Raw genomic sequence first — 26,573 nt, forward strand, 5'->3', positions numbered from 1 at the left:
GCGTTCCCGCACGTGACGACCAATCTAAGCGCATGCTTAGAATCTAAGCACTTGCTTATAGTGGTTCGAGAGCGCGATATTGTCAACATCCGACATCCGTGACACCTGGAGGAACTGTGAGCGATTCACCTGACGTGGTGATCAGCCCCTCCAAAGCTGCAGCCCGCATCCGTGCTGCCGCCGTCGACGCGTTTGCCTCCGCCGGGTACGGCGGCACCACTACCCGTGACATCGCCGCGCGCCTCGACATGAGTCCCGCCGCCATGTATCCGCACTACCGCTCGAAAGAAGAGCTGCTTTTCGCGATCAGCTACGAAGGCCACACCGAAGCGTTGAAGGTTGTCGAGAGCGCTGACCGACCGGGTGAAGAACCGGCGGTTCGCCTGCGTGAACTGGTCGACACCTTCGCCAGTTGGCAGGCCGGGCACCATTCACTCGCGCGCGTCGTCCAATACGAACTCACCGCACTCACCCCCGAGCACTACCGGACTGTCGTCGCCCTTCGCCGCAGCACGACGCGAGTGGTCAGGGAAGTCGTCAACGCCGGAGTGCAGTCTGGCGATTTCACGATCCCCGACGCAGAAGGTGTCACGCTCGCACTGATGTCCCTGTGCGTCGACGTGTGCCGCTGGTTCCCGGCCGGCAACTACACGAATCCGGAAGACATCGGAAAGCTGTACGGAGACTTGGCCTTACGGATGGTCGGCGCGAGCGCGAAGTAGCTACTCCACTATCTCCCCGAGCCGACGCTCCAAGTAGACCCGCTCCGGTTCGGTACCAACCAGTTTCAGAGCTCGCCGGTACGCGGATTCGGCTGCATCGATGCGCCCCAACCGCGCGAGTAGTTCGGCGCGCGCGAGGTGATACGGGTGATAGTCGACAAGTTTAGGCTCCGCGGACAGCTCCTCCAGAGCCATCAATCCCGCCTCATCGCCGTCGCGCATCGCCAGTGCCACTGCTCGGTTGACTGCGACGACGGGCGAAGGCGTCAGCGTGAGGAGTACTCCGTACAGCGCGCAGATCTGCGGCCAGTCGGTGCTCTCCACATCCGCTGCCTCGTCGTGCAACGCCGCGATTGCGGCCTGCACTCCGTACGGACCAGGCGCTCCCCCGGTCAACGCGACCACGACGAGGTCGCTGCCTTCCTCGATCATCGGCTGGTCCCAGCACCCGCGATCTTGATCGTCGAGGAGCACGATCCCGCCACCGGTGTCGGTGCGGGCATCCCGACGCGCGTGGACGAGAAGCATCAGCGCAAGCAATCCGGCAATCTCGCGCTCATCGGGAAGCAATGCGCGCAAGATCCTCGCCAGCCTGATCGCCTCTACCGCCAAGTCGATACGTTGCAGATCCGGACCCGAGCTGGCGGCGTACCCCTCGGTGAACACCGAATAGATCACCTGCAGAACACCAGGAAGACGCTCCGGGAGTTCTTCGGCGCTGGGAGTTCGGAAGGGAATCCGAGCCTGACGGATCTTCTTCTTCGCGCGCACTATCCGCTGCGCCATCGTCGCCGAAGGCACCAGGAAGGCGCGGGCAACTTCAGGCGTCGTCAACCCGCCGAGGCAACGCAAGGTGAGGGCGATCCGGTCATCTTCCGCGAGTGCGGGATGTGAGCAGGTGAAGAAGAGCTGCAACCGCTCGTCGGGAAGTTCCCCGTCGACCACGGGCGGCGCCGGGTCGGCACGATCGGCGTCCACCTGCATCACGGCCAATCGCGCCGCATAGGCCTGATCACGCCGAAGCCTGTCGACGGCTTTGCGACGCGCTGTGGTCAGCAGCCACGCGCCGGGTTTTGCGGGCACTCCGTCCACCGGCCAATGCACCAACGCAGCCTCGACGGCTTCGGAGGTGACCTCTTCGGCCAGATCCAGATCACCGAAACGGCGGACGAGCGAGGCCAAGAGTCGTCCACGTTCCTCCCGGAACACGGACTCGACCGAGTTCTCAGCCTGCTCGTCCACGGCGAATCAGTCCCCGAACCCGGCCAGCGGACGCACCTCGACGCTGCCACCGTCACGGGCGCCGGGGCACCGCGCGGCCCAGGCCAGGGCAGCATCCAAATCAGGAACGTCGATGACGTCGTAGCCGCCGAGGATCTCGCGGGTTTCGGCAAACGGCCCGTCGGTGACGGTCTTTTCCCCGGACGGCGAGACCCGAACCGTCGTCGTGGTGGTCAGGTCAGCGAGGGCATCGCCGGACACCCAGATGCCGGCGTCCTTCATTTCCTTGTCGTAGATCTCCCAGTCCTCCATCGTGCACTGAGGTTCGGTGTCTCCGCCGGGTGCGGTGTAGATGAGCAACATGTACTTCATGGCTGAACTCCCTGGTCTGTTGTTTCGCTTCCGGCTTTCTTGCCTTACAACATGACGACGAACGGTTCTTCCTCAAATCGACAGACGACGCGAAAAAACTTTTGGCAGGCACTCCGACGAGCTGCCGCTAGGCTGAAGTTTATGTCCGAACGCGACCGCGATGTCGGCGGAAAGCCACTCAACGCACGCCCGCGCGACGGTCTCGGGCGCCCACTGTCCCGCGATTCCACCGAAGGTGTTCCCCGAATTCCGGACGACGTGCGTTTACCGCCGGACGAGGCGATCACCGAGGCACAACGCCTCCTCGATCACGGGATGCCCTTTCATGCACACGAAATTCTCGAAGGAACGTGGAAAAACGCACCCGCCGAGGAGCGCGACCTGTGGCAGGGAATGGCCCAACTTGCCGTCGGGCTCACGCACTTGCTGCGCGGCAACACCACCGGCGCGGTATCGCTGCTGACTCAAGGGCACGATCGGATCAGGCACTACGAGATCGAAAGTCCCCACGACCTCGACATTGCAGGTTTACTGACATGGTCCGAGCATTTGATCGCAGAGATCGATCGGCCCGGAGATTTCCCTGCCCCTCCGATTCCGAGGTTGAGAATTCCCTGATGCCTATCTTCCCGATGTTCCCGCTCGGCTCCGCGTTGCTACCGGGTGAATTGCTGCCGCTCAACATCTTCGAGCCCCGGTACCGGGCGCTGGTCGAGAACGTTCTCGCGGCCGCTGACGGTCCACTGTTCGGAGTTGTCCTCATCGCTCGAGGTCACGAGGTGGGCGGAGGGGAATCACGCCACGATGTCGGCACATTGGCACGCATAGAATCCCATGTCGAGATGGGTGCCGGGCGGTATCAGTTGTACTGCCGGACGGAAGACCGAATTCGCGTCAAACAGTGGCTACCGGACGATCCTTATCCGCTTGCGGAGGTCGAATTATGGCCGGACGAGAACAACGGAACACCGGTCACCGCCTACGAATACGACTCTTTGCTCGAGCGCATCGAGTTCATGTACGGAATGTTGGGAAAGCTTGCGCTGCGGGCCGGGGAACAGACTCCACGAATGCCTGCCCCACCGTCTGCATTGGATCCGTTGGGTTCGCGGCTGTACGCCCTGGCCCGCAGCATTCCGATGGGCGACGCCGACCGCCTGGCGATATTGACCGCGCCAGGCGCCGACGAACGTATCCGCACACTGTCCGAAGCAGTCGAAAACACCATCGAGGTGGCGCAGTTCAATCTGCTCTGAGTGCGATTACGCCATGGTCTGACCCATATCGATGACGATCTTCGTTCCGGTGACTGCGCGGGAGAGATCTGTCGCGAGGTAGACCACCGCATTGGAGATGTCCTCGACCGTCGTGCGCGGAACGGAAGTGAGGGGCCACTTGTAGGAATTCATGTACTCGGGATGCATTGTGAGCACCTTGCCGACGTTGGGATCGTTGCCCATCTCGGTCTCCACTGCGCCGGGGTGAATGCTGTTGACTCGAATGTCGAAGCTACCCAATTCCGTTGCTGCAGTGCGGGCCAAGCCCACGAGGCCGTGCTTGGCCGCCGAGTAGTGCGCACAACCGGGCGCTTCGGCGACGCCGGCAGCGCTGCTGACAAGCACAATGGAACCACCGTTGCCGGCCTCGATCATCGCGGGAACCGCAGCAGTCATCGTGCGCCAGACACCATTGAGATTGATGTCCACCAGCGTCGACCACTGCTCTTCCGGCATCTCCCAGAACCGGTTCCACGTTGCGATACCGGCATTCGCGATCACGACGTCGAGGCGACCGAACTTCTCGACGCCTGACGCCACTGCCGCGCGCAGAGCCTCGAGGTCACGCACATCCGCTACCGCGGTGACGATCTCGCGCCCCTCTGCTCGAACGAGGCGCGCCGTTTCTTCGAGGTCGGCCTCGGTTGCAGCTGCGTAACCCACATCCTCGGAGACGGACGCGCACACGTCGACGGCGATGACGTCGGCACCTTCCTGAGCGAGTCGAATCGCATGATTGCGGCCCTGACCCCGCGCTGCTCCGGTGATGAAAACGACCTTGCCTGCCAACAGTTGTGTCATTCCACGGACGGTAATGCGACTGCGACTGGGCGAGGTCGTCGACTCCCGGACAACGGGAGCGGGAAAGGAAGTCGAGACGACGTCCTCTGCGCCGCACCTCGCACTCGACTTCCGAACACCGGGACTGACGTTTGAATGTGTCCTGCATCACCGCCACTGTTGTCAGCGAGTGGCGGGATACTCCCTGCCTCCGACGCAGTTGAGGACACCAAAGTCGTGAATGGAACGGTCACAACCTCCAAGGTCAGGCGAGCTACCCGAGAATCCATGCTGGCTCGCGTGACGTCGATTGTCGATGCATACACCTCACCGCACGAGCGGCTCAACCTCGAAGAACTGGCACTGCGGACCGGTTTGCCGCGATCGACTACCCACCGGATTCTCCTGGAGATGGTCGAACTGGATTGGCTCATGCGACACGATCGTGCGTACCGCCTCGGCCCTCGGGCGCTGGGCACGGTCGGCCCGGAAGTGGCGCAAGCGCATGTGCGTATTGCGGCCAACGACATCATTCGCGAGCTCTATCTGCGCACCGGCATGGTGATTCATCTCGGTGTTCTCCACGGTGGACACGAGTACTTTCTGGACAAGATGGGTGGGCCGCTTGCCGCCGCGTTGCGCTCACGCGTCGGTGCACGATTTCCCGCGCACCGCGGCGCGGGTGGGCGTTCCATGCTGGCTCTGCTTTCCCCGGAAGAAGTCGATCCGATGATCGAGAGAAACCTTGCGGCTGTACCTTCCGACGACCCTCGAGAATTGGATGCCCTGCACGCCGAACTTGCACGTATTCGTACGTCGCACGGCATCGCCTATCAATCGACCGGGAGGGTCCCGGGGTTCGGTTCCGGAAGAATCTCCAGCTTGGGTTGCGCGATAAGAACTCCCGACGGCGCGGTGGTGTCACTGTGTGTCGCGGGCGAGGCTGAGAAGGTTCATCTCGACCGAGTCACGCCACTGGTCAGGAAGGCCGCCGACGACCTAGCAGCAGCCGTTTGACCTGCTCCATCTCGATAGTCGAGATGCACCGACTGTCCATACAGCGGCTTTGGCTTACTGATTCGAGTACGGCACTAACTGCCCAAGAGGTCGAGAGGAATCACCGTGGACGAATTCGAAGGCAAAGTTGCACTGATCACGGGAGCCGCACGAGGCCAAGGACGTTCTCACGCAGTGTCTTTTGCCGAGCGAGGCGCCGACGTCGTCATTGTCGATCGGTGCGAAGATCGTGAGACCGTCACATACCCCATGGCAACTGTCGAGGACCTGGACGAAACCGCACGGCTGATCGAGAAGACCGGACGCCGCGCGCTGATCGTACGGGCCGATGTGGCTGATCGAGCTGCGATGGACAGCGCGGTAGCGCAGGGAATCTCAGAATTCGGCCGTATCGACATCGCTGTCGCCAACGCCGGAGTGTCCGCAATGGGTGCCGTCCAAGCAACCTCGACAGCGCTGTGGGACGAAACAATCGGAAGCAATCTCACCGGGGTGTTCAATACCATCGGCGCCGTAGCACCGGGGATGATCGAACGCGGATACGGCCGGATCATCACCATCTCGTCGATGCTCGGCCGCCAAGGTGCGACAAACACCGCAGCCTACGTCGCGTCCAAGTGGGGCGTCATCGGGCTGAGCAAGAGTTCTGCGCTCGATCTCGCGCAGCACGGAATCACCGTCAATGTTGTTGCGCCAGGGAATATCAGCACTCCCATGATCCACAACGACAAGCTCTATCGGCACATGCGCCCCGACCTCGAATCCCCCACCGCCGACGATGTGGAACCCATCTTCCGGTCACTGCACAGCCAGCCTGTTGCCTGGCTTGATCCCTTCGAGATCACGCGCGCGGTGCTCTTTTTCGCTGCCGCGGGCAGCGCCCACATCAGCGGAACAGTCATGCCGGTCGACGCCGGTAACGCTGCCCGCGTCACCGGCTGATCACGCATCGCTCGAACAGTATTCGACCAAAGGAGCCTCACAATGACAACATCAGTACCCGACTCAGACGACGCTATCCGCGAGATTCAGGCCGGCGACGCCCCCACCCGATTTGCTCGCGGCTGGCACTGTCTTGGCCTCTCTCGCGAATTCAACGACGGAAAACCACACTCGATCAACGCTTTCGGCACCAAGCTGGTCGTCTTTGCCGGCGAGAGTGGTGACCTGAAGGTGTTGGACGCCTACTGCCGCCACATGGGTGGCGATCTGTCGCAAGGTGAGGTCAAGGGCGATTCGGTAGCGTGCCCCTTCCACGACTGGCGTTGGGGCGGCAATGGTAAATGCACAGGAATCCCCTACGCCCGCCGTGTACCTCCGCTGGCCAAAACTCGCTCCTGGCCGACGCTCGATCAGGACGGAATGCTGTTCGTCTACAACGACCCCGAAGGCAATCCTCCGCCGCCAGAGGTAGCACCGCCGCGCATTCTCGGCGCACTGTCCGACGAGTGGACGGATTGGAAGGGCTTCAAGCAGATCGTCGTCAACACGAACTGCCGCGAACTCATCGACAACAACGTCGACATGGCCCACTTCTTCTACATCCACAAGTCATTTCCGACGTACTTCAAGAATGTCTTCGAAGGCCACGTCGCGGCTCAGTACATGAACGGCGTTGGCCGTGACGATTTTCGTCGGCCCGCCGCGGCCGGTGAACCGAAACTGTCCGGAAACAGTTCTTCGGCAGCGTATTACGGCCCGTCGTTCATGATCGACGAGTTGACGTACCACTACGAGAACTTCGATATCGAGTCGATTCTGCTTAATTGCCATTACCCGATCGACGAGAACAGTTTCGTGTTGACGTACGGCGTGATCGTCAAGAACTCCGAGCATCTCGACGGTGAAGCCGCGACCAGTATGGCCGAGAGCATGAGCGGGTTCATCAGCACCGGTTTCGAGCAGGACGTCGAGATCTGGAAGAACAAGGCACGCATCGACAATCCGCTCCTCTGCGAACAGGACGGGCCGGTGTACCAGCTTCGCCGTTGGTACGAGCAGTTCTACGTCGACGTCGCCGACATCAGCCCGGACATGGTGGCCCGCTTCGAATACGAACTCGACACCACACGTCCCGTCGAGTCGTGGCGACAAGAGGTTGCCGACAACATGGCAGCACGTCAGTGAGCGAGGCTGTTCAGATCACCTGTGGGACATGCTCGGCCGAGGTTGTGGTGGAGAAGTTCAGTTGGCACCACACAACGGTGCAGTGGGACGCGGCGACGCTGTCCCACTGCACTGAACTCGGCGTTCCCGCAACCGCGACGCATGACATCGCCCCGATGCGCAGCTGCCCACGGCTACGCGACGCGATCAACGTGGCGGCAGTCGAAGGGAAGTTCGGCGACCTCGACTGACCCCCTCAGTCGACGATCACGACATGCAGATTTCGTGGGCCGTGAACACCTTCGACGCGTTCGAGTTCGATATCGGAAGTTGCCGACGGCCCACTGATCATGGTGGTGGGCCGTTCGGGGGTCAGCTTTGCCATCGCCTCGGGCACACCAACTTCCACGCTTGCGCGATGAACGACGCAAATGTGGGTATCAGGCACCAGAGTCAATGCGCGACGCCCCTGATCCGGACCGGCATCTAGAAAAATGGTGCCGGTCTCGGCGCAGGACACTCTGGACCCCGTAACCACCGCGTCCAGTCTCTCGAGCTCCGGCGCAGGCACCTCGGAGCTGTCGACCACCAGTTCGCCGCTGAAGCCTGCAACCCAGGAGCGGTCAAGGCCGACAGGTATACCCACGGTTTTCAGATCGTTCGCGATGAGAATGCCGTTGATCGTCTCCACGATATCTGTTGTGCTGCACTGATAGACATGCGCCTTGTAGTCCACCAAACGGTCGACAAGAAGCTCGATGCGCTCGGTATCGGGCAAGGTTCTGCCGGTGCGGTAGTGGCGCGGGATTTCGGCATCGCGAGCCGGAGCCAGTGTGATGGCGTCACGGATACGTCCGAGCACCACTTCGCGTGAGTTCATTTGCCTGCCTTACCTTCGCGACGAGCCTCGTCCAGCGCTGCTCGGCCTTCGTCGGAGTCCCACCAGGACCGGAAGGTCTGCTTGGGCGGCGCCGGGATATCCCTGGCCGCGGTCCAGCCGTTCAGCGGCGGCGGAAGCGTCGAGATCTTGCCCTTCTTGCCGGCTACGATGCGGCCCAGCCCAGCGGCCTTCTGCGCGGCAGTCCAGCGCGTCGACGAGGACATCGCGAACGAGGCTGCCTTCATCGCCACCGATTCAGCCGTCACACCGGCCTGTTCCACCTTCTGGTGTCTCAATTCGACAAGCAGCGAAGGGATATCGATCTTGACCGGGCAGGCGTCGAAGCATGCGCCACACAGGCTCGAGGCAAAGGGAAGCGTCGAGTTGGGGTCGTCTTTGCCGTGCATCCCGGCCAGCTGCGGTGTGAGCACTGCGCCGATCGGTCCCGGATACGTTGATCCGTAAGCGTGTCCACCCGTGCGCTCGTAGACAGGGCACACGTTGAGGCAGGCCGAGCATCGAATGCAGTTGAGTGCCTCGCGGCCGATCTTGTCGGCCAAGGCCGCGGTACGTCCGTTGTCGAGCAGCACCAGGTGAAACTCCTGCGGGCCGTCACCGGGCGTGACACCGGTCCACATCGAGGTGTACGGGTTCATCCGCTCACCCGTCGAGGATCGCGGGAGAAGTTGGAGGAAGACTTCGAGATCCTGATATGTCGGCAGGATCTTTTCGATGCCCATCACGGTGATCAGAGTTTTCGGCAGCGTCAGGCACATGCGTCCGTTGCCCTCGGACTCCACGACGGTCAGCGTGCCGGTGTCCGCGATCCCGAAGTTTGCACCCGAGATAGCTACCGGGGTGGTCATAAACTTGTGGCGCAGGAACTTTCGCGCAGCGCCGGCAAGGTCGGCCGGATTGTCCCCGAGATCGGGGTCCACATCGGGCATCTCACGCAGGAAGATCTCCCGGATCTCGGATCGATTGCGATGGATCGCGGGAACCAGAATGTGCGACGGTTTGTCGTGGCCGAGTTGGACGATCAATTCCGCAAGATCGGTCTCGTACGCCAAAATTCCCTGGGTTTCGAGGTGTTCGTTGAGTCCGATCTCCTGCGTTGCCATCGACTTGACCTTGATGACCTCGTCGGAGCCGGTAGCTTTGACAAGCTCGGACACAATAAAGTTGGCCTCGTTGGCATCTGCCGCCCAGTGAACGTGTCCGCCGCGAGCGATGACCGCAGCTTCGAACTGTTCGAGGAGTTCAGGCAACCGCGCCATGACGTCGGTTTTGATTGCAGATCCGGCGTCGCGCAACTCTTCCCAGTCCGGAAGCTCACCCGTTACATTGAGGCGCTTGGCGCGAATGGTGTGCGTGGCCTTGCCGATATTGCGTCGTAGTTGCGCATTGGCCAGCTCGTGATGCGCTGCGACGGGGAACTTTTCGGTTCCTCGCAGAAATCCCGCACCTTCGGGCGACCTCGGGGGAAAGCTGGGTAGACCCAGCGTCACGGCGCTCATGCGTGCACCCGGCTTTCCACAGATGCCAGGATCTCAGCGAGGTGAATGGTCTTGGCACCCATCTGCAGTCGCGACATTCCGCCGCCGATATGCATGAGACAGGACGAATCTCCGGCGCTGCAGAACTCTGCGCCGGTGTCGGCCACATGGCGAATCTTGTCGGCCAACATGGCCGTCGACGTCTCGGCGTTCTTGATGGCAAACGTGCCGCCGAATCCGCAGCAGGAATCGGCTTCGGGGAGTTCCACCAGGTCGATGTCGCGAACGTTGCGCAGCAACTGGAGCGGCTTGTCGCCTACTCGCAGCATGCGCAGTGAGTGACAGGTCGGGTGATAGGTGACCCGGTGCGGGAAGTACGCGCCGACATCTGTGACATCGAGAACGTCTACGAGGAATTCGGAGAGTTCGTACGTCTTTGCCTTCACCGTCTGCACCTGCCCACACAGTGACGCTGTGCCGTAGCGCTCGGCAACAATCTCATGCTGATGCCGGACCGAGCCCACACACGAACCCGACGGCGCGACAACAGCGTCGATCGACGTGTCACCGAACGTATCGGCGTAGTTCGCGACCAGCGGCAGCGCGCCCGGCTGATAGCCGGTGTTGACGTGCATCTGCCCGCAGCAGGTCTGTCCGGGCGGAAACACGACGTCGTGCCCAAGACGGGTGAGCAGGAGGGCGGTGGCCTTGGCCGCATCAGGAAACATCGTGTCCCCGATGCAGGTGGCGAACAGCGCTACTCGCATGTGATCTCCGCAATCTTTCGGTGTGGTCAGACCACAGTAAAGCACGGTCAGCGCCACAAGGAACCCGAATACCCGAAAAAACAAAAATTCCACACAATGCTCGATTGTGAGCCGGGTCATGGTGTACGTTCCTGTGGTCCGACCACACAAACCGTCATTCAGACCGTCTGTCAGGAGATACCAGTGGCTACCGAGCTACTCGCGGTGACTTTCACACCGTCCACTACCGCGATCGGCGGGTCGTTGACCGCGTCGGCGCTCGTCGGGCTGCTTCCCCTGGCGACGTTCTTCGTCCTTCTGACCGGATTCAAACTCAAAGCCTGGTACTCCGGACTCGGCGCGCTGGCAGTTGCCGCGATCGTGGCTGTCGTCGGCTTCGACATGCCCACGTCGCTGACAGCACTCTCGGCTCTCCAAGGCATCACCTTCGGACTCTTTCCGGTCATGTGGATCGTGGTCACCGCCATTTGGTTCTACGAATTGACAGTCGTCAGTGGACGTTTCGAAGACTTGAGACGCGTCTTCAATACCGTGGGCCGGGGCGATATGCGCGTGCAGGCAATGCTCATCGCATTCTGCTTCGGCGGAATGCTCGAAGCGCTCGCAGGTTTCGGAGCTCCCGTCGCTATTACCGGCGCCATGCTCATCGCACTCGGCATGCCGCCGATCCGCGCGGCCGTGACCGTCCTGGTCGCCAATACGGCACCGGTTGCCTTCGGCGCCATGGCAATTCCGATCACGACGGCCGGTAACCTGACGGGCATTCCCGCTACCGAGATCGCAGCCGTCGTCGGTCGTCAGACTCCGATCCTGGCACTGTTCGTACCGCTTCTGCTTCTGTTCCTGGTTGACGGAAAACGCGGAATGAAGCAGGTCTGGCCCATCGCATTGGTCACCGGTGCCGTTTTTGCGCTCGCACAGTTCTGGTGCTCCAGCCACTTCTCGTACGAATTGACCGACGTCGTCGCATCTCTCGCCGGTCTCGCAGCTGCGGTGACGATGCTCCGCTTCTGGCATCCCGCCACTCCCGACGATCAGCGTTCCAAGGTCGAACCCGAAAAGCTCAGTCCGTCAAGAACCTTCCTGGCACTTTTCCCCTACCTTCTCGTAGTCGTGGTCTTCGGCGTCGCCAAACTATGGACCGCCGGATTCGACCTCCCCGCCTGGCTGAGCAAGACCGATCGCAAGGTCGAATGGCCAGGTCTGTACGGAAATCTGCTGACCGACACGGGAACTCCCTCGTCGAGCGCGATCTACACGTTCTCGTGGCTGTCGAACCCCGGCACGCTGCTCTTGATCTGCGGCATTATCGTCACAGCCGTGTACGGATTCTGGACTCACGGCGGACGATTCCCGTTGACCGCCAGGCAATCGCTGACCACGTTCGGTACGACAGTCGTGAAGATGCGTCTGGCCATTGCGACGGTCGCCACTGTGCTCGGCTTGAGCTACGTCATGAACCAGTCCGGACAGACCGTCTCGATCGGCACCTGGCTGGCCGGCACCGGCGCTGCATTTGCCTTCTTCTCTCCCATGCTCGGCTGGCTCGGTACTGCCGTGACCGGTTCAGACACCTCCGCAAACGCCCTGTTCGCCAAGCTGCAGCAGGTTGCTGGACAAACCGCGGGCATCGATCCGACATTGTTGGTCGCGGCCAATACATCGGGTGGTGTCGTAGGAAAGCTGGTCAGCCCGCAAAACCTGACGATCGCCGCGACCGCAGTCGGCCAGGTGGGCAGCGAGCCCATCCTGCTGCGCAAAGTCATCGGATACAGCCTCAGCATGCTGCTTATCCTCTGCACGCTCGTGTATCTGCAGTCCACACCGGTCCTGTCGTGGATGCTCCCGTAAGCGCCACCTAGGCTCTTGGCTCATGCCCTCCGATTCGAGTCCACGCGCGTGGGAACAAGTACTGACGCACCTGGAGAAGCGGCTGACCTCGGGAGAAGTCGTCCCGGGTCAGCGGCTTCCGGGTGAGCGCATTCTGGCGGCCGAACTCGGCGTCGGCCGATCATCGGTACGCGAGGCTCTACGCGTCATGGAAGCACTCGGACTACTCAAAGCCCAGACGGGATCCGGCCCGACCTCCGGCGCGATGATCGTGGCCCGCCCTACCGGCGGCATGACCATGCTGATGCGGATGCAAGTTGCCGCACAAGGGTTTCCGGTGACAGATGTAGTGAAGACGCGCCTGGTTCTCGAAGCCGAGGTCATGCAGGAACTTGCGCGGACGCAACCCACACCGGACCTGGGAGCCGCTGTCGAATTACTCGACTCCATGGACAACCTTGATCTCAGCGCACACGAGTTCCTGATCCTCGACGCACAATTCCACGTTGCGCTGGCCGATGCTGCCGGCAACCAGGTTGTCGCGGCCATGATGACGGGGCTGCGCGAATCCATCGAGGCGTACGTCCTCTCCGGAGTGAACCTGGAGTGCTGGCCAACCACGTGCTGCCGGCTCCGGAATGAACACCGCGGAATAGTCGACGCCGTGCAGGCCGGAGATCCTGAGTTGGCGCGCGAACGTATCACCGGTCACATCCGTGGGTACTACGCGGAGAGCACTCACACCGGGGCCTGAACGTGGGTTGGTAATTGCACCCGTTTTTGTAGTGTAAGGTTGGTTTCACACCGACGCGGGGTGGAGCAGCTCGGTAGCTCGCTGGGCTCATAACCCAGAGGTCGCAGGTTCAAATCCTGTCCCCGCTACAAAGTGAAGGCCCGTAGGTTGCGCAAGCAACCTACGGGCCTTTTGCTGTGCGCGCCAATTCAGGAACGAGCCACCCGGCCCATCAGATAGAACTCCGGATTCGGCATCATCCCCGAGAAACTGGCCATTCTGTTGCTCAGGCCGAAGAACGCGGTAACAGCAGCGATGTCCCAGGCGTCCTCGTCACCGAAGCCATGCTTGTTCAACGCCTCGAAATCCGCATCGCAGATCTCGTGCGACGCGGAGTTGACCTTGGTTGCGAAGTCGAGCATCGCCCGCTGACGATCGGAGATGTCCGCTGTCCGATAGTTCACTGCCACCTGATCGGCAACCAGCGGCTTCTTTTCGTAGATGCGCAGGATCGCACCGTGCGCGACCACACAGTACGTGCATTTGTTCGCCGCTGAGATGGCGGTAACGATCATTTCACGATCACCCTTGGTGAGCGCCGAGTCTTCCTTGAGCATGATCGCGTCGTGGTAGTCGAAGAAGGCCCGAAACTCTGCCGGACGACGCGCGAACATCAGGAACACGTTGGGCACGAACCCTGATTTTTCCTGAACAGCAAGGATTTTGGCAGCGATATCCTCGGGCACGTCGGCCAGCTCTACTTGCGGAAAACGGTCGGTCACAGTGCCTCCTGGGCTGTCAGCCAATGATCAAATTAAGATAATCACCATTAACTGAGTTGTCCAGGGGCTCCGACGTGCATCGCACCCGGATCCCCTAGTTCGCCATGCAGTCCGCTCAAGAAGATCTGCAACAACTCCGTAAGTTGCGCCTGCTGGGGAGCAGACAGTACCGAAACCAAGTCGGCCTCGCGGCCGAGCACACGGTCGACCAATTGCTCCACCACCTCATGCCCCGCGGCCGTCAGCGACACGTCGACAACCCTCGATCCCGACTTCGCCGACCGCTCCACCAAACCGGCAGCTTCAGCCCGAGCCAGCCTTTGCGAAATTGCGCCTGCCGTCACTCCGGTCCGTTCGGTGATCTGACGGGTCGTCAATCGGTACGGCTCCCCAGCTCTCCGCAAGACGCTCAGCAGATCAAGCGTTGCCGTATCTGCGCCCGCGGCGGCAAGGATTCGCCGTCGGTCCTCACCGAGGAGTTTTGCGCACGCCCACAGCCTGGTCACGATGCCGATCCCCTCGACCGGAGTTCCCGGACGCTCACGCAACCAGGCCAAGGCAATCGCGTCGACGTCGTCGTCAGGGTCCAAGCCACCAGTCACATTGCACCTCATTTAGATCTAAATGATACGTTCTCGTATAGACCTAAACGTAGCTCACTGGAGGAAGACATGACACGCACAGTTCTGGTCACCGGCGGCGGAACCGGCATCGGCCGCGCCGTAGCAGCCGCATTCGCTCAGAGTGGCGACACAGTGTTCATCACCGGACGACGCACCGGACCGCTCGAGCAGACAGCAAGCGAACTGAACTCGAACGTTCACGCCGTAACCTGCGACAACTCTGACCCGAAGGATCTGAAGCGGCTACAAGACACGCTCCCGGCAAACCTCGACGTCGTAGTGCATTGCGCGGGCGGTAACACGGACTTCGATCGAGAGGCGCCGTCGGATCTCGATACCTTGGCCGCCGGATGGCGAGCCAATCTCGATTCCAATCTATTGTCGGCGGTTCTGACCACTGCTGCCGTCCGCGATCGCCTCACCCCCGGCGGCCGCGTCATCACTATCGGATCCATCGCCGCAGACAAAGGTGCGGGCGCCTACGGCGCAGCCAAAGCTGCTGTCGCAAACTGGAATATCGACCTTGCCGCCGAATTGGGCCCACTGGGAATCACCGCGAACATAGTTTCTCCCGGCTACATCGCCGACACCGAATTCTTCCGTGACGTTCTCACCGACGCTCGACGGGAGGCACTGATCGAATCCACGAGCACCAAGCGCGCCGGGACTCCGGAAGACGTCGCTGCCGCAGTCCTCTTCCTGGCCTCGGCGGGCGCCGGACAGATCACCGGTCAGGTAATCGCGGTCAACGGCGGAGAACGAACAAGTCGTTGATCTAGCCGCCGCTGATCTAGCGCAGATGACGGCCGAAGAACGCGTCGATTCTCCTCCAAGCATCTTCTGCCGCAACCGGATCAGGGCCCATCCCGAGGATTCGCTCCAGCGGACGCAACACCTTGGGGCCGGCTTCGGCATCGTTGAGGAACGCGTGTCCGGCCGTCGGATATTCCTTGATGTCGTGTTCGACGCCGGCCCTGTTCAGGGCGGTTTCCAGTTTCAGCGCCGCACCCCGCAAGGTGACGTCCTGGCCGCCGAAGCTACCCACCAGCGGGCATGAATCTGCCACTGCCGCATCAAGTTTTCGCGGGAGCTGTCCGTAGTTGACCGAAGCGACGTCAAAATCTTCGGCGCTGATCAGCGCGAATCCGCCGCCCATACAAAATCCGATGACACCGATCTTCCCGGTGCAGTCCGCTGATTCGACCAGCCAGTTTCGTGCGACCCCGATGTCGGTAAACGCCCGCCCCTGCCCGCGGAGCATCGACGTCATCGTCGGTACGAGGCAGCGCCTCGCCCCACCCGCGCTGTACAGATCCACGGCCAACGTCAGAAAGCCGGCGGCAGCGAGGCGCTGCGCTTGCCGCCGCATGACGTCGTCGAGCCCGAAAGCCTCGTGAATCATCACCACACCCGGCCACGGGCCAGGGGTGTCGGGAGTTTCGAGGATGCCACGGAGCGGTTGGGATCCGCCGACAACTGCGGCGCGGGCCGTCAGATCGATGTCCACCATTACCCGATCGTAAGCATTTGCCTGGTAAATGTGCCCGATTCACCCCATCTGAAGTGCGTTTTCGCACGCGGGCGTGCGCCCTGTTGCGCGGCATGGGAGGATGGGGGAATCGAGATCGGGACTTCGATGTGAAACCCGGATCGATTTTGTAGGGAGTATTTGTATGGCACAGGGCATCGTGAAGTGGTTCAACGGCGAAAAGGGCTTTGGTTTCATTGCTCCCGACGACGGAACACCGGACGTGTTCGTTCACTACTCTGAGATCTCAGGCAACGGCTACAAGTCGCTCGACGAGAACCAGCGTGTGGAGTTCGAGGTTGGCCAGGGCCAGAAGGGCCCCCAGGCCACCAATGTGCGCGCTGTCTAGTCAGTGACACAAGAAGAGGGTCGTACCCGCAAGGGTACGGCCCTCTTCTGTTTCTCCTACTGCTCTTGATCGTCCGCACGGGCTTTGATCACAGCAGCCACCGCGGCCTCGATATTCGATTCCGCGACAGCTTTGTCGACGCCGAGGTCGCTCAGAACACCGGAACCGTCCTCGAGTTCCAGCAGCGCTAGCAAGATGTGTTCGGTTCCGATGTAGTTGTGCCCCAAGCGAAGAGCCTCACGGAAAGTCAGTTCGAGAACCTTCCGTGATTGAGCGTCGTATGGGATGAGTTGCGGCAACTCCTCTGATTCGGCCGCAGGCAAAGCCTCTACGATGGCCGTGCGCACTGCGGCAAGTTCGATCCCCTGCGCTGCAATTGCCTGCGGTCCTAACGCTTCCGGTTCGGCCAGGAGCCCGAGAACAAGATGTTCGGGTCGAATCTCCGCATTACCGGCCGCTCGGGCTTCGTTCTGCGCAGCCATCACCACATTCTTGGCACGAACCGTGAACCGACTGAAACCGTCTTCGGGAACCATCAGCTTGCCCTCACCAGCCGCTTTCGGCACAAAACGCTTCTGCGCGGCTTGTTTGGAGACGCCCATGCTCCGACCGATGTCGGTCCACGACGCGCCTGAGCGCCGCGCCTGGTCTACGAAGTGACCGATCAGGTGATCAGCTACTTCACCGAGATGATCAGCGGCAACCATTGCGTCGGACAATTGATCCAACGCGTCGGTGTGAACTTTCTTGATGGCGGCGATGAGGTCGTCGAGACGGACTTGGTTTGTCATCTTCACTGGATCACCCATGCGTCAACCATAAGTTGACGCACGAGAATCGTCAACCCTGGGTTGACGATCGGCGGCTTCAGGAAAAGAACTCGCGCAACACCGGCACCATTGCATCGTCGGACACACCGTGTGCCTGCCCTGGAATCTCCAGCGCCTTTGCTCCCCCGATCCTTTCGCTGATTCGCGCCGCCGAGGAGCGGCCCCACTGGCCACTGTCACCGCCGTGCATGACCAAGGCGGGGACGGCGGCCGAGGTCAGCCAATCGAGCGACTGACTGCCGTGGTTACAGATGGCTACGTCGTACGGCAGGGTGTGAGCTATGGCGCACATGCCTGGCCAGTCCGAACTCTGCTTCATCTCCTCGACCATGTGCGACGACGCACCGGTCAGTGAGAGGAACCGGACCACCGCCCCCTCCTTGTCTCCGGCGGCAACCAATCGCCAGAGGTCACCTAGCGCGGCCGCATCCGACTGACCTTCGTCCATGTACGGCGCCTCGTAGACGGCAAGCTTCCTCATCGGAACGCCCTGCGCCGCAGCTTCCAACGCCAGTGCGGCGCCCGACGAAAGCCCGTAGACCAGCGGCACCTCCCCGGTAGCGGCGATAACGGCGCGCAAGTCCTCCACCTCGGCCCCGATGGAATATGCACTGCCGTCGCCGCTGTCTCCGCGACCACGCCTGTCGTAGGAGTACACGGTGAAATCTGCTGCCAGCTCTGCGGCCAGGGAGTCGAACCACTGCCGATCGCAGAACGCTCCGGCGACAAGAACCACTGCTGGTCCTGCGCCGGAGCGTTCGTACGCGATCATTGTTCCGTCCGCGGAGTGCACTGTGTCCATGACCATCTCCTAGGGTTGGAGGATATCTCCTCCCTGATTAGACCGCCGCAGACTCCAGAAGTCACCGATTCGGCATCAGCTGATTTTGGCGTACAGAGCATCCCACCCCTGGGCGACGTACGAAATGGTGTAGATCGAACCGTAGAAAGTCGATCCGCCGAGGTTAGTGACGTTGCCCGCCTGCACCGCTGGGAGCCGCTGCCACAGCTTGCTGGCCACCAACGCCTGATACGCCGCACTGTCCTCGTCCTCGGTGATCATGAAACCGTCGACGCCGGCCAGTACGTCCAAACCCTCGAGGCTGACGCCGCCTTCCGGATCCAGACCTTCCGCAGTGACGGTCTTTCCGCCGATATCGCCGAGCGTCATGTCACTGGGCTTGTCGCCCTTTTCCGACGTACGAATACTGGTGACGTACAGAGTGTTGGTGTCCGGCAGGAATGACACACTCGCAACCGTCTTCGACGCGATCTTCTCGGCATGACGCGATTGAATATCCGCAATGAGGTTGTCGTAATCGAGAATCAGCTGGTCGAGCGTCTCGGTTCGGCCGAGCCAGCCCGACAGCCTGGTGAGGTTGGTTCGCCAGTCGTCGGTGAACTCGGTGGTGAGAACCGGTGCGATGGTCTGCATTTCACCAACGGGCCACCACTCACTTTCATAGTTCAGGCACACGATCAAGTCAGGTTCGAGCGCAAGAATCTGCTCACGATTAGGGATTTCGGACAGGAAAGGCACCGATGCGTCGACGGGCACCCAGGGCGTGGCCTGTGCATAGGTGTATCCGACCAGCGGAAGCTCCAGCGCCACAGCAGGTTCGAGATCGAGCCGAGAGTCGATCGCGACCACACGCTTGGGCTCGACGGGAATGTCGTACGTTCCGAGCGGGGTGGTCACCGAGCGCATTTCGTTTGCGGCGGCACTACTTCCGCTCTCGCCGCACGCCGCGAGAAAAGCACCCAATCCGGCGATGCCTGCACCGATTCCGAATTGGCGTCGAGTCAGATTCGAGACGATGCGATTATCGGTGTACCCCCGCGGGAGTAGCAGGGTAGATGAAGCGGGCATGTGCGCGGACCTTCCAGAAGAACGTGATCATCCACCCTTCGCGGGCGAATAAGGATGCCCTAATAGCGTACGTACCGTGCATCGTCGCGACCGGCCCAGAAGTGTTCGGTTCCGGCCACTGATCTCAGTTTGCCCCCAGCACCTGCCCGGACCACTCGACCAACGGCGTCAATGCGCGCCACGCTTTGCGGACTTCCTTCAGCGTCCGAGGACTGTCCAACCACGACGGACTGGGATAGCTGCGGCCTGCTGTCAACGACTTGTGCCGCAACAGTTCGATGCGCGGATGATCAACGGTGTACCCGCGCGGCGCCGTCTTGAGCGTGTCACCACCCACCGTGAATCCGGCCTTGCGCACACCTGCGAGAATCTTCTCGAGTTCCGCACCTCGGACGTCGTCGTCGACCGCCGCTCGGTACCGCGCAATCGTTTCGGACGTGCTGGCGTAGAAGCCCCCGGCAACCATCAGGCCCGCCGCATCGATCTGAACGTAGTAGCCACAACTCTGCGCAAGGCCCACAAAAGCACCTTGGTGCGTCTTGTACGGAATCTTGTCCTTCGAGAAACGCACATCGCGGTACGGCCGAAACAGTTTGGCTGTGCCGAACTCGTCTTCCAATTCCGTGACCAACGCCGCCATCGGTCGACGAACGATCTCGTCGTACGTCTCCTTGTTGGCCGCCCACCACACCTTGCTGTTGTCCGCTTCGAGATCCTCGTAGAAGTCGAGTGCAGCAACAGGTATTCCAGTGAACGCAGCCATGCGTAAAGCGTAGTCGTACCGGTTAGAGAGGCCATCACCTCCCGATGTGAGCCATGCGCTGCAGTGATGCCCCGATCGGGCAGAATCCGTAGACTGCGTGGGGATGATTTCCGAAATGCAGGCCTGGCAACTGACCGATACCAATCGAGACTGGCTCATCCACCGACCCATCGAAATCGCGATCTATGTGGTGCTGGCGGTAATTCTGCGATTCGCTCTGCACCGTGTGATCGATCGAATGTCGAACGGGCGCAAGCCTTCGGTGAACGCACGCAGGACACAGCGTGCCCGCACCATTGGTTCCGTCCTCAAATCGACCGTCTCCATTGTCATCCTGGTCTGGTGTGTGCTGCAGATTCTCGGGATCCTGGGTGTCAACGTTGCACCGTTCATCGCCTCGGCCGGCGTCATCGGCCTGGCCATCGGTTTCGGCGCACAAAATCTGGTGCGTGACTTCCTCTCCGGAATCTTCATGCTGCTCGAGGATCAGTACGGCGTCGGTGACGTCGTAGATCTGGGTGATGCGGTGGGCACGGTAGAGACCGTCGGTCTGCGGGTCACCACGGTCCGAGATGCAAACGGAACCTTGTGGTACTGCCGTAACGGTGAGATTCTCCGAGTCGGAAACATGAGTCAGGGCTATGCGACCGCTGTACTCGATCTCCCCATCGCTCACAACGCCAACGTGCACCGAGCATGCGAAGTCGCAACACGAGCGGTTCTCGAGGCCGCTGAATCCGACTCCATCCGATCGGACATGATCGAAAAACCGGAGATGCTGGGAGTCAATTCCGTTACTGCAGAATCGATTACCATCCGGGTTACCGCGCAGGTCAAACCAGGCCGGCAGTGGGCAGTCCAGCGTGCATTTGCCCGCTCTGCCCTGACTGCGTTCGAGCAACACGGGATCGAGGCGCCATACCTACCGATCCTCCGCTGAGCAAAACTATTGACGCCGGTGCCTTCGACAGATGCAATTACTCGAGCACAGAGGGAGTTACGTGAGTACAGCGTCGGAGTTGATGGTCGACATACCCGGCGGCGTGGTCGATCTGCGTGACGACCGCAAGGCCATCCATTGGAGCGTCGACATCGCTCCCTTCCGGATGGCTCGATACGTCACGACCGTGCGCGATTCAGCGAATCCCAAGGTCAACGTGTCCTGGATCGACGCGATCGCAGCGTGCAACAGCCTGTCAGCGCAGGACGGACTGACACCTGCCTATCACGACATCGACAGTGAATCTCCGACGTGGGATCGCACATCGAATGGCTACCGGCTCCCCACCGAAGCGGAATGGCAGTACGCCTGCAAAGCCGGGACTCCCGGGTATCGCTACGGCCCGATCGATGAAATCGCCTGGTACGAAGCAAACTCCGGTGACACTTGCCATCCTGTCGGATCGAAGGCCCCGAACGCGTGGGGACTTCACGACATGATCGGCAACGTCTGGGAATGGTGCTGGGATCTCTACGACCCGGAGGTATACGGCACTTACCGCATCTTCCGCGGTGGCAGTTGGGCGGAGGTGGCGCGGGGTTGTGGCGCTAGCGTTCGGCGTCGTAGCCACCCGAGCTTCGCAATCGACGACTTAGGGTTCCGTATCGCCCAATCTGCCGGTCCCGGCGCATAACATGTGAAGAATCCGCACACCGGAACCGGTGGGGAGAGAGGGCACAACAATGCAGCGTGAAGAGTCGTCGTTCACCGGAGTGTCCGGCACCAAGATCGTTTACGACGTGTGGACGCCGGACCGTGAGCCCACCGGCATCCTTGTCCTGTGCCACGGACTCGGGGAGCATGCTCGGCGCTACGACCACGTGGCCGCGAGACTGGGTGAACTCGGTCTGGTCGTGTACGCACCTGATCATCGTGGGCACGGACGTTCCGGCGGCAAACGCGTCCACCTCAAGGAGTTCTCCGACTTCACCGACGACGTCAACACCCTGTTCGGTATCGCCACCGCCGCCTATCCCGGCAAGGACAAGTTCCTTCTCGGCCACAGCATGGGCGGCGCGATTGCACTCTCGTACGCCCTGGATCATCAATCGGACCTCAAGGCATTGGCTCTCTCCGGACCTGCCGTGATCATCGCCACCGGTACTCCCAAAATCGTCATGCAGGTGGGCAAGTTCCTCGGCAAGTACCTCCCGGACGTTCCGGTCGAGAGCCTGGAAGCTGCGGCGGTGTCTCGCGATCAGAAGGTTGTCGACAAGTACAACGCAGATCCGCTGGTCCATCACGGCAAGGTTCCGGCCGGCATTGCGCGCGGAATGATCACGGCGGCAGAAGGATTCCCAGCCCGCCTGCCGTCGCTCACCATTCCCGTTCTACTGCAGCATGGTTCAGCCGACAGACTGACCGACCCGGCCGGAAGCAAGCTGGTCGCTGACCTCGCAGGCTCCCCTGATGTGACCCTGAAGGTCTACGACGGCCTGTACCACGAAATCTTCAACGAGCCTGAGCAGGAAGAAGTTCTGGACGATCTTGTCGAGTGGCTGCGCCCTCGCGTTAGCGGAGCTTAGGTTCGATGACACCGTGCGGGATCCTCTTGGCCGCAGGCGGAGGATCCCGCATGGGTACACCCAAGGCCTTGAAGTTCGACGCCGACGGCCGATCATGGCTACGCCGCGGTGTATCGACTCTCCGCGACGCGGGCTGCTCGCCGGTCATCGTGGTGCTCGGAGCTCGAGCAGCCGACGCCGCAGCACTCCTTCCACCTGAGTTCACCGATACCCTTGTGGTGGAATCAGACTGGCAGAAAGGCATGAGCGAATCACTACGCTCGGGCCTGGAGGCGGCACAGAACCTGGATGCTGTTGCCGCCGTCATCACCCTCGTCGACCTACCGGACCTCGACACCACGACCATCACCCGAGTGACCGGCCCGACGGTTCAGTCAGATGACCTCCGACGCGCTGTATTTCACGGCACCCCAGGACATCCCGTTGTCATCGGCCGCAATCACTGGCCGGCCCTGATCGCTTCCCTGGCGGGCGACAGCGGCGCCAACGCGTATCTGCGCGCGCACCACGCCGATCACGTGGAATGCTCAGACCTGAGCACCGGCCGGGACGTCGACTACCCGCAGGCCTGAGAGCGGTCGGAGCCGTGTCCCGCCATTTCGACAACGCGTGGCGTACGCGGGCACTCCGTCCGCGTCCATCTGAGCAGCGGATGCCCTGCTGCTGTGCGCCTCCCGAGCTCACAAACCGGCCGGGGCGATGTTGGGATTCGCCCATGCAGGCGGTTCCCGGCGCGGCATCGAGCCCTGACCGTTCAGCGTCTTCACCTCGAGGCCCTGGTGCCAGGGAAAGTGCAAGCTGAACGCCACGAGCCCCGTCTGTTCATCGGCAGGAACCGTGCACATCGCGAGGACTGTCTCCACGAGGTATTCGACTGGTTCCGTCTCGTAGCCTGCAGGAAGGAGCGCCTCGGCGCCAGGCGTCGAAATAGCTGTCGACGGTCCAACCGCGTTGACTGCGATGTTGTCCTCGAGTAGTTCCGCTGCGAGGCCCTGAGTCAAGCGATGCAGGGCAGCTTTGGCTGCCGCATAGATGACGTCACCCGATGTCTTGTTGTACTCGCGGAACGGCCTGATCGGACTCAGCCCTGTTGACGATCCGATGTTCACGATCCACCCCGCGCCACGAGAACGCATATGTGGAATTGCATTGTGCACCAATACAAAAGGTGCGCGAATATAGTGCTCCATGGTTCGGTCGAACGTCTCGAGCGACATCTTGTCGATGGTCGAGTAGTCTGCAAACCCCGCATTGTTGACCAGGATGTCGATCCCACCGGTAGCCTCGACAACGCGGTCGATCAGGGTGTCACGGGCGTCGACATCTTCGAGATCGGCCGGAATAGCCAGCGCTCTACCACCATTCGCCTCGATCATCGCGATGGTCTCGGCAAGAGAGCCTTCGACTACGACGCTATCCCCGCCTCGAATCGACGATGTCGGGCCGGACGATCGCGCGGTGACCACCACCGTCGCACCTTCGGCCGCAAGTCGTCGAGCAATAGCACGTCCGATACCGCGACTACTTCCGGTGACCAACGCCGTCTTGCCCGTCAATGACTTTGTCATTTTGGTTCTCTCAGTCGTAGGTTTCGAGGGCGCAGGTGGTTAACGTGAATCTCATATCTTCAGGCTCGCTTGGTCCCTCGACAGGTTCCGCTTACCAGGATGATGCAATGGAGGCCGAACTGGTTGCCACTCTCCCGCGTGGCGGGAAACGACACTGTCCTGGCTTACCGCCGACAGACTGATACGAGAGATCAACTCACGCAAAACATCTACTACAGAATGCATCGTTGGCCTGCGGTACACCAGCAATCGGATACTTTGTCTCCCGGTACGCGAGACAAGCACTACTGCAGGGGTTTTGATCAGAAGTAGTCTAGAAATATGGCAGGCGAAAAGATATTCGTGATAGACCGAATCCTCACAGAACGGGGGTGTGGGAAGAGGTTCGTCGATGCATACACAACTCAGTACGTACCCCGCGCACAGCTCCGCGGCATGACACTGACAAATATTCTCGTCAGTCCCCCGCTCTGGATCGAGGACGAAACCAACATCGTGACGATTACCTGGACAGTGGACGGCACGTCCGGTTGGTGGAAAATGACACGCCAAGGTCGAGCCGATCAGGAGTCCAGTCAGTGGTGGGAACGGCACTCTGCGCTGACAATCGAGCGCAGTCGCACCATGGCTGCTGACGCAGCCGATATCGAGGGACTCTCCGATGTATAGCGTCACACGAATCGTCCACGCCGCCGAAAATGCATCGCGCGAGACCTGGGACGACGCCGTGGCCTCTGTGACAGTGGCGGCTGAAGCAGCGGGTGCCACCCGCCTGGTTGTGTCGAAAACGCTGCCGGGAGTGATCAACGGTGGAGATTTGATCGTCCACTTACAGTTCACCGACGAAACGTCGTGGCAATTGGCGAGCGACGCACTCGACGCCAGCTTCGAGCATCCGGCCATCGAGCGGTTCCACGGCGTCGAGTACACGTCCGGATCGACCGGACGGTCGGCGATCGACACCCGTAACAGTGTCTACCGAACATTGCTCCTGCGAGTTGTGCCCGGCACCGAGGCAAGCAAGGTCGAGCATTTCGAACGCGATTTATTACGGATGCCGGCGCTGATCTCGTCCATCGGTGCATGGCGACTCAGCCGTGTCAGTTCTGCCGTTGGCCCGACTCCATGGACGCATGTGTGGGAGCAGGAATTCACTGACCAGGCTTCATTACTCGGGCAGTATCTCGATCATCCGATCCATTGGGCTGTCGTGGACCGTTGGTTCGATCCGGAGTGCACCGAGGTCATCGTCCGCGATCGGATCTGCCACAGCTTCTGTTCGATCGACGACGTCGTTCTCGCGAGCGATTAGCCACAGGCCCGGCCCCCTCGAGGGCCGGGCCTGCACCCATGCGCGATCGCCTATCTCTTTTCGAGCACTCCGCGAACCATTGCCCAGATGTCACGTCGAGCGGGTTCCGTGAACGAGAGCGAGGTGAATGTCAGAAAACCGTGAAACAGTCCATCGAACCGGTGATGGACGACGGGCACATCGGCCGCCTCCAACATCTGCGCATATGTGTCACCCGACGTACACGGCGGATCGAGTTCGGCGGTGATGATGACAGCCGGCGGTAGGCCCGTAAGACTTTCTGCCCGCGTCGGAATCACACGAGGATCGTCGGTTCCGTTGGGTGCATATTGCTGCCAGTACCACTTCATCGCCGAAGTGGTGTTGTAGTAGCCGGTGCCGTACAGCCGATACGATTCCGTCTCGAAATCGTCGTCTATCACCGGGTACAGGAGAACCTGCGCCGCAATTGCCGGGCCCCCTCGATCTCGCGCCGCAATGGATACAGTGGCTGCAAGATTTCCACCGGCGCTGTCCCCAGCGAGGACGATGTTCGACGGATCTGCGCCGTAGTCACCCGCATTTTTTGCCGCCCATTCCAAGGCTGCGTACACATCATCATGCGCTGCCGGAGCCTGATGCTCAGGAGCAAGCCTGTAGTCAACTGCAACCACCACAGCGCCAACACCTTCCGCCATCGAGCGACAGAGTTCGTCGTGACTGTCGAGATCGCAAAATACGAAACCTCCGCCGTGTGCGAACACCACGACCGGCAGATCATCATGATCTGTGTGCGGCCGGAACACCCTCAACGACAGATCTCCTCCCGGACCGTCGATCGTGAGATCGTGAACATCGCGCATGCCCGGTAGCCCCTGCAGCGGAGCACGCCGACTACGAATCAGCTCACGCAGTTCGACTGGCGGGAATTTCGTCACGTCCGGGAATCCGGATTCCAGCGCGGCCAGCATTGCCGCAACTTCTGGATGGACTGTCATGAATGATCTCCTGATCGTCTACGAATTCTGTTATCTCGGTGCGGAAATCGCCATTTCCTGAGCCTCCGCTGCGTCCCGTTCAAATCCGTTGCATCCGGACTCCGCCACTTCGCGCCCACGCCATGTGCGGCACTCACGATGTGACACCCCTCTCGAAATCCGTCGCCGATACCCGACAACCGGAACACTTGCGTGCTGCCACGATAAGTCGCCCACCTGGCGATGAGAACCGACTCTCCCGTCC

Annotated in this window: 32 protein-coding genes and 1 tRNA gene; 18 read left to right on the forward strand and 15 right to left on the reverse strand. The window is 61.1% G+C overall.

Annotated elements, in window-relative coordinates; translation table 11 throughout:
- The first annotated feature begins 116 nt into the window (after positions 1 to 116).
- Positions 117 to 722, forward strand: coding sequence for a TetR/AcrR family transcriptional regulator (locus RG2_RS21355; RefSeq protein WP_033233425.1), 606 nt, complete (start codon positions 117 to 119; stop codon positions 720 to 722).
- On the opposite strand, the gene RG2_RS21360 is transcribed toward RG2_RS21355, so the two are convergent.
- Together RG2_RS21360 and RG2_RS21365 are read right to left on the reverse strand one after the other, a co-directional pair.
- A complete protein-coding gene (locus RG2_RS21360; protein WP_033233426.1) occupies positions 723 to 1,964 on the reverse strand; it encodes an RNA polymerase sigma factor in 1,242 nt (413 codons plus the stop codon). It lies immediately after the preceding gene.
- A gap of 6 nt (positions 1,965 to 1,970) precedes the next feature.
- A complete protein-coding gene (locus RG2_RS21365) occupies positions 1,971 to 2,315 on the reverse strand; it encodes a YciI family protein (protein WP_033233427.1) in 345 nt (114 codons plus the stop codon).
- Between the two features lie 141 nt (positions 2,316 to 2,456).
- Here RG2_RS21365 and RG2_RS21370 point away from each other — a divergent pair, with 141 nt between their 5' ends.
- Together RG2_RS21370 and RG2_RS21375 are read left to right on the forward strand one after the other, a co-directional pair.
- The gene (locus tag RG2_RS21370; RefSeq protein WP_033233428.1) at positions 2,457 to 2,933 is read left to right on the forward strand and encodes a DUF309 domain-containing protein; all 477 of its coding nucleotides are present in this window, start codon (positions 2,457 to 2,459) and stop codon (positions 2,931 to 2,933) included.
- A complete protein-coding gene (locus tag RG2_RS21375) occupies positions 2,933 to 3,571 on the forward strand; it encodes an LON peptidase substrate-binding domain-containing protein (protein ID WP_033233429.1) in 639 nt (212 codons plus the stop codon). The genes RG2_RS21370 and RG2_RS21375 overlap by 1 nt, the downstream gene beginning before the upstream one ends.
- A 6-nt stretch (positions 3,572 to 3,577) precedes the next feature.
- Here RG2_RS21375 and RG2_RS21380 read toward each other — a convergent pair whose 3' ends face one another.
- A complete protein-coding gene (locus RG2_RS21380; RefSeq protein ID WP_033233430.1) occupies positions 3,578 to 4,393 on the reverse strand; it encodes a mycofactocin-coupled SDR family oxidoreductase in 816 nt (271 codons plus the stop codon).
- A gap of 216 nt (positions 4,394 to 4,609) precedes the next feature.
- On the opposite strand from RG2_RS21380, the gene RG2_RS21385 reads away from it, so the two are divergent.
- The 4 genes from RG2_RS21385 (at position 4,610) to RG2_RS21400 (ending at position 7,746) form a co-directional block, all read left to right on the forward strand.
- Complete coding sequence (locus RG2_RS21385; RefSeq protein ID WP_033233839.1) at positions 4,610 to 5,389, forward strand: IclR family transcriptional regulator; 780 nt, start codon at positions 4,610 to 4,612, stop codon at positions 5,387 to 5,389.
- A gap of 105 nt (positions 5,390 to 5,494) precedes the next feature.
- Positions 5,495 to 6,331, forward strand: a complete 837-nt coding sequence (locus RG2_RS21390) for a mycofactocin-coupled SDR family oxidoreductase (protein WP_033233431.1) — start codon at positions 5,495 to 5,497, stop codon at positions 6,329 to 6,331.
- 42 nt (positions 6,332 to 6,373) lie between these two features.
- Positions 6,374 to 7,516, forward strand: coding sequence for a 3-ketosteroid-9-alpha-monooxygenase, oxygenase component (locus RG2_RS21395; RefSeq protein WP_033233432.1), 1,143 nt, complete (start codon positions 6,374 to 6,376; stop codon positions 7,514 to 7,516).
- Entirely contained in the window at positions 7,513 to 7,746 is a 234-nt protein-coding gene (locus tag RG2_RS21400) for a hypothetical protein (RefSeq protein WP_033233436.1), read from the forward strand. Before RG2_RS21395 ends, RG2_RS21400 begins: the two co-directional genes overlap by 4 nt.
- 5 nt (positions 7,747 to 7,751) lie before the next feature.
- Here RG2_RS21400 and RG2_RS21405 read toward each other — a convergent pair whose 3' ends face one another.
- The 3 genes from RG2_RS21405 to RG2_RS21415 are packed head-to-tail and all read right to left on the reverse strand — an operon-like array spanning position 7,752 to position 10,638.
- Positions 7,752 to 8,375 carry a LutC/YkgG family protein gene (locus RG2_RS21405; RefSeq protein WP_033233438.1) on the reverse strand — a complete coding sequence of 208 codons (624 nt, stop codon included), beginning with the start codon at positions 8,373 to 8,375 and terminating at the stop codon, positions 7,752 to 7,754.
- Positions 8,372 to 9,892 carry a LutB/LldF family L-lactate oxidation iron-sulfur protein gene (locus RG2_RS21410; protein ID WP_033233440.1) on the reverse strand — a complete coding sequence of 507 codons (1,521 nt, stop codon included), beginning with the start codon at positions 9,890 to 9,892 and terminating at the stop codon, positions 8,372 to 8,374. The genes RG2_RS21405 and RG2_RS21410 overlap by 4 nt, the downstream gene beginning before the upstream one ends.
- Positions 9,889 to 10,638, reverse strand: a complete 750-nt coding sequence (locus RG2_RS21415) for a (Fe-S)-binding protein (protein ID WP_033233840.1) — start codon at positions 10,636 to 10,638, stop codon at positions 9,889 to 9,891. The genes RG2_RS21410 and RG2_RS21415 overlap by 4 nt, the downstream gene beginning before the upstream one ends.
- Positions 10,639 to 10,821: 183 nt before the next feature.
- Here RG2_RS21415 and RG2_RS21420 point away from each other — a divergent pair, with 183 nt between their 5' ends.
- The 3 genes from RG2_RS21420 to RG2_RS21430 all read left to right on the forward strand — a co-directional run bounded on the left by RG2_RS21420 (position 10,822) and on the right by RG2_RS21430 (position 13,350).
- Entirely contained in the window at positions 10,822 to 12,489 is a 1,668-nt protein-coding gene (locus RG2_RS21420; RefSeq protein WP_033233442.1) for an L-lactate permease, read from the forward strand.
- 22 nt (positions 12,490 to 12,511) lie between these two features.
- Positions 12,512 to 13,222 (forward strand): FadR/GntR family transcriptional regulator, encoded by a 711-nt coding sequence (locus tag RG2_RS21425; protein ID WP_033233444.1) that lies wholly within the window; start codon positions 12,512 to 12,514, stop codon positions 13,220 to 13,222.
- Between the two features lie 54 nt (positions 13,223 to 13,276).
- Positions 13,277 to 13,350, forward strand: a tRNA-Met gene (locus RG2_RS21430).
- Between the two features lie 60 nt (positions 13,351 to 13,410).
- Here the strand turns inward: RG2_RS21430 and RG2_RS21435 are convergent.
- Both RG2_RS21435 and RG2_RS21440 read right to left on the reverse strand, forming a co-directional pair.
- Complete coding sequence (locus RG2_RS21435) at positions 13,411 to 13,983, reverse strand: peroxidase-related enzyme (protein ID WP_033233446.1); 573 nt, start codon at positions 13,981 to 13,983, stop codon at positions 13,411 to 13,413.
- A gap of 47 nt (positions 13,984 to 14,030) precedes the next feature.
- Complete coding sequence (locus RG2_RS21440) at positions 14,031 to 14,585, reverse strand: MarR family winged helix-turn-helix transcriptional regulator (RefSeq protein WP_230590086.1); 555 nt, start codon at positions 14,583 to 14,585, stop codon at positions 14,031 to 14,033.
- Between the two features lie 69 nt (positions 14,586 to 14,654).
- On the opposite strand from RG2_RS21440, the gene RG2_RS21445 reads away from it, so the two are divergent.
- A complete protein-coding gene (locus RG2_RS21445; RefSeq protein ID WP_033233450.1) occupies positions 14,655 to 15,380 on the forward strand; it encodes an SDR family NAD(P)-dependent oxidoreductase in 726 nt (241 codons plus the stop codon).
- Positions 15,381 to 15,396: 16 nt separating this feature from the next.
- Here the strand turns inward: RG2_RS21445 and RG2_RS21450 are convergent, their stop codons facing one another.
- The gene (locus RG2_RS21450) at positions 15,397 to 16,116 is read right to left on the reverse strand and encodes a dienelactone hydrolase family protein (protein ID WP_051730405.1); all 720 of its coding nucleotides are present in this window, start codon (positions 16,114 to 16,116) and stop codon (positions 15,397 to 15,399) included.
- Between the two features lie 163 nt (positions 16,117 to 16,279).
- Between RG2_RS21450 and RG2_RS21455 the strand changes: the two genes are divergently transcribed.
- The gene (locus RG2_RS21455) at positions 16,280 to 16,483 is read left to right on the forward strand and encodes a cold-shock protein (protein WP_003939930.1); all 204 of its coding nucleotides are present in this window, start codon (positions 16,280 to 16,282) and stop codon (positions 16,481 to 16,483) included.
- 56 nt (positions 16,484 to 16,539) lie between these two features.
- Here the strand turns inward: RG2_RS21455 and RG2_RS21460 are convergent, their stop codons facing one another.
- The 4 genes from RG2_RS21460 to RG2_RS21475 all read right to left on the reverse strand — a co-directional run bounded on the left by RG2_RS21460 (position 16,540) and on the right by RG2_RS21475 (position 19,946).
- The gene (locus RG2_RS21460; protein WP_033233454.1) at positions 16,540 to 17,292 is read right to left on the reverse strand and encodes a Clp protease N-terminal domain-containing protein; all 753 of its coding nucleotides are present in this window, start codon (positions 17,290 to 17,292) and stop codon (positions 16,540 to 16,542) included.
- 58 nt (positions 17,293 to 17,350) lie between these two features.
- On the reverse strand, positions 17,351 to 18,115 hold the full coding sequence (locus tag RG2_RS21465; RefSeq protein ID WP_033233841.1) for an alpha/beta fold hydrolase: 765 nt from the start codon (positions 18,113 to 18,115) through the stop codon (positions 17,351 to 17,353).
- 75 nt (positions 18,116 to 18,190) lie between these two features.
- Positions 18,191 to 19,183: an ABC transporter substrate-binding protein gene (locus tag RG2_RS21470; RefSeq protein ID WP_033233456.1), complete on the reverse strand. Its 993-nt coding sequence runs from the start codon at positions 19,181 to 19,183 to the stop codon at positions 18,191 to 18,193.
- 124 nt (positions 19,184 to 19,307) lie between these two features.
- On the reverse strand, positions 19,308 to 19,946 hold the full coding sequence (locus RG2_RS21475; RefSeq protein WP_033233457.1) for a DUF2461 domain-containing protein: 639 nt from the start codon (positions 19,944 to 19,946) through the stop codon (positions 19,308 to 19,310).
- Positions 19,947 to 20,049: 103 nt separating this feature from the next.
- On the opposite strand from RG2_RS21475, the gene RG2_RS21480 reads away from it, so the two are divergent.
- The 4 genes from RG2_RS21480 (at position 20,050) to RG2_RS21495 (ending at position 23,044) form a co-directional block, all read left to right on the forward strand.
- Positions 20,050 to 20,886, forward strand: a complete 837-nt coding sequence (locus tag RG2_RS21480) for a mechanosensitive ion channel family protein (protein ID WP_033233458.1) — start codon at positions 20,050 to 20,052, stop codon at positions 20,884 to 20,886.
- A gap of 82 nt (positions 20,887 to 20,968) precedes the next feature.
- Positions 20,969 to 21,580 carry a formylglycine-generating enzyme family protein gene (locus RG2_RS21485; RefSeq protein ID WP_207787509.1) on the forward strand — a complete coding sequence of 204 codons (612 nt, stop codon included), beginning with the start codon at positions 20,969 to 20,971 and terminating at the stop codon, positions 21,578 to 21,580.
- A 49-nt stretch (positions 21,581 to 21,629) separates the two neighbouring features.
- Positions 21,630 to 22,472 carry an alpha/beta hydrolase gene (locus RG2_RS21490; protein WP_033233460.1) on the forward strand — a complete coding sequence of 281 codons (843 nt, stop codon included), beginning with the start codon at positions 21,630 to 21,632 and terminating at the stop codon, positions 22,470 to 22,472.
- A gap of 5 nt (positions 22,473 to 22,477) precedes the next feature.
- A complete protein-coding gene (locus tag RG2_RS21495) occupies positions 22,478 to 23,044 on the forward strand; it encodes a nucleotidyltransferase family protein (protein ID WP_033233462.1) in 567 nt (188 codons plus the stop codon).
- A 108-nt stretch (positions 23,045 to 23,152) separates the two neighbouring features.
- Here the strand turns inward: RG2_RS21495 and RG2_RS21500 are convergent, their stop codons facing one another.
- Entirely contained in the window at positions 23,153 to 24,040 is an 888-nt protein-coding gene (locus RG2_RS21500) for an SDR family NAD(P)-dependent oxidoreductase (protein ID WP_033233464.1), read from the reverse strand.
- A 435-nt stretch (positions 24,041 to 24,475) separates the two neighbouring features.
- Between RG2_RS21500 and RG2_RS21505 the strand changes: the two genes are divergently transcribed.
- A complete protein-coding gene (locus RG2_RS21505) occupies positions 24,476 to 24,709 on the forward strand; it encodes a hypothetical protein (RefSeq protein WP_230590087.1) in 234 nt (77 codons plus the stop codon).
- Positions 24,702 to 25,352 carry a Dabb family protein gene (locus tag RG2_RS21510; protein WP_033233468.1) on the forward strand — a complete coding sequence of 217 codons (651 nt, stop codon included), beginning with the start codon at positions 24,702 to 24,704 and terminating at the stop codon, positions 25,350 to 25,352. Before RG2_RS21505 ends, RG2_RS21510 begins: the two co-directional genes overlap by 8 nt.
- Before the next feature lie 50 nt (positions 25,353 to 25,402).
- On the opposite strand, the gene RG2_RS21515 is transcribed toward RG2_RS21510, so the two are convergent.
- Positions 25,403 to 26,329, reverse strand: a complete 927-nt coding sequence (locus RG2_RS21515) for an alpha/beta hydrolase (protein ID WP_033233470.1) — start codon at positions 26,327 to 26,329, stop codon at positions 25,403 to 25,405.
- Between the last annotated feature and the right edge of the window lie 244 nt (positions 26,330 to 26,573).

Origin of the sequence: Rhodococcus globerulus NBRC 14531 (assembly GCF_001894805.1) — a bacterium.
In the GTDB taxonomy this organism is placed as follows: domain Bacteria; phylum Actinomycetota; class Actinomycetes; order Mycobacteriales; family Mycobacteriaceae; genus Rhodococcus_F; species Rhodococcus_F globerula.

Coding starts and splice junctions, on each gene's coding strand:
- RG2_RS21370 (WP_033233428.1), top strand. CDS start 2,457: ATGTCCGAACGCGACCGCGATGTCGGCGGAAAGCCACTCAACGCACGC.
- RG2_RS21410 (WP_033233440.1), bottom strand. CDS start 9,892: ATGAGCGCCGTGACGCTGGGTCTACCCAGCTTTCCCCCGAGGTCGCCC.
- RG2_RS21460 (WP_033233454.1), bottom strand. CDS start 17,292: ATGGGTGATCCAGTGAAGATGACAAACCAAGTCCGTCTCGACGACCTC.
- RG2_RS21475 (WP_033233457.1), bottom strand. CDS start 19,946: ATGGCTGCGTTCACTGGAATACCTGTTGCTGCACTCGACTTCTACGAG.
- RG2_RS21470 (WP_033233456.1), bottom strand. CDS start 19,183: ATGCCCGCTTCATCTACCCTGCTACTCCCGCGGGGGTACACCGATAAT.
- RG2_RS21465 (WP_033233841.1), bottom strand. CDS start 18,115: ATGGACACAGTGCACTCCGCGGACGGAACAATGATCGCGTACGAACGC.
- RG2_RS21505 (WP_230590087.1), top strand. CDS start 24,476: ATGACACTGACAAATATTCTCGTCAGTCCCCCGCTCTGGATCGAGGAC.
- RG2_RS21500 (WP_033233464.1), bottom strand. CDS start 24,040: ATGACAAAGTCATTGACGGGCAAGACGGCGTTGGTCACCGGAAGTAGT.
- RG2_RS21450 (WP_051730405.1), bottom strand. CDS start 16,116: ATGGTGGACATCGATCTGACGGCCCGCGCCGCAGTTGTCGGCGGATCC.
- RG2_RS21485 (WP_207787509.1), top strand. CDS start 20,969: ATGGTCGACATACCCGGCGGCGTGGTCGATCTGCGTGACGACCGCAAG.
- RG2_RS21375 (WP_033233429.1), top strand. CDS start 2,933: ATGCCTATCTTCCCGATGTTCCCGCTCGGCTCCGCGTTGCTACCGGGT.
- RG2_RS21445 (WP_033233450.1), top strand. CDS start 14,655: ATGACACGCACAGTTCTGGTCACCGGCGGCGGAACCGGCATCGGCCGC.
- RG2_RS21395 (WP_033233432.1), top strand. CDS start 6,374: ATGACAACATCAGTACCCGACTCAGACGACGCTATCCGCGAGATTCAG.
- RG2_RS21365 (WP_033233427.1), bottom strand. CDS start 2,315: ATGAAGTACATGTTGCTCATCTACACCGCACCCGGCGGAGACACCGAA.
- RG2_RS21480 (WP_033233458.1), top strand. CDS start 20,050: ATGATTTCCGAAATGCAGGCCTGGCAACTGACCGATACCAATCGAGAC.
- RG2_RS21490 (WP_033233460.1), top strand. CDS start 21,630: ATGCAGCGTGAAGAGTCGTCGTTCACCGGAGTGTCCGGCACCAAGATC.
- RG2_RS21415 (WP_033233840.1), bottom strand. CDS start 10,638: ATGCGAGTAGCGCTGTTCGCCACCTGCATCGGGGACACGATGTTTCCT.
- RG2_RS21380 (WP_033233430.1), bottom strand. CDS start 4,393: ATGACACAACTGTTGGCAGGCAAGGTCGTTTTCATCACCGGAGCAGCG.
- RG2_RS21405 (WP_033233438.1), bottom strand. CDS start 8,375: ATGAACTCACGCGAAGTGGTGCTCGGACGTATCCGTGACGCCATCACA.
- RG2_RS21515 (WP_033233470.1), bottom strand. CDS start 26,329: ATGACAGTCCATCCAGAAGTTGCGGCAATGCTGGCCGCGCTGGAATCC.
- RG2_RS21425 (WP_033233444.1), top strand. CDS start 12,512: ATGCCCTCCGATTCGAGTCCACGCGCGTGGGAACAAGTACTGACGCAC.
- RG2_RS21455 (WP_003939930.1), top strand. CDS start 16,280: ATGGCACAGGGCATCGTGAAGTGGTTCAACGGCGAAAAGGGCTTTGGT.
- RG2_RS21510 (WP_033233468.1), top strand. CDS start 24,702: ATGTATAGCGTCACACGAATCGTCCACGCCGCCGAAAATGCATCGCGC.
- RG2_RS21495 (WP_033233462.1), top strand. CDS start 22,478: ATGACACCGTGCGGGATCCTCTTGGCCGCAGGCGGAGGATCCCGCATG.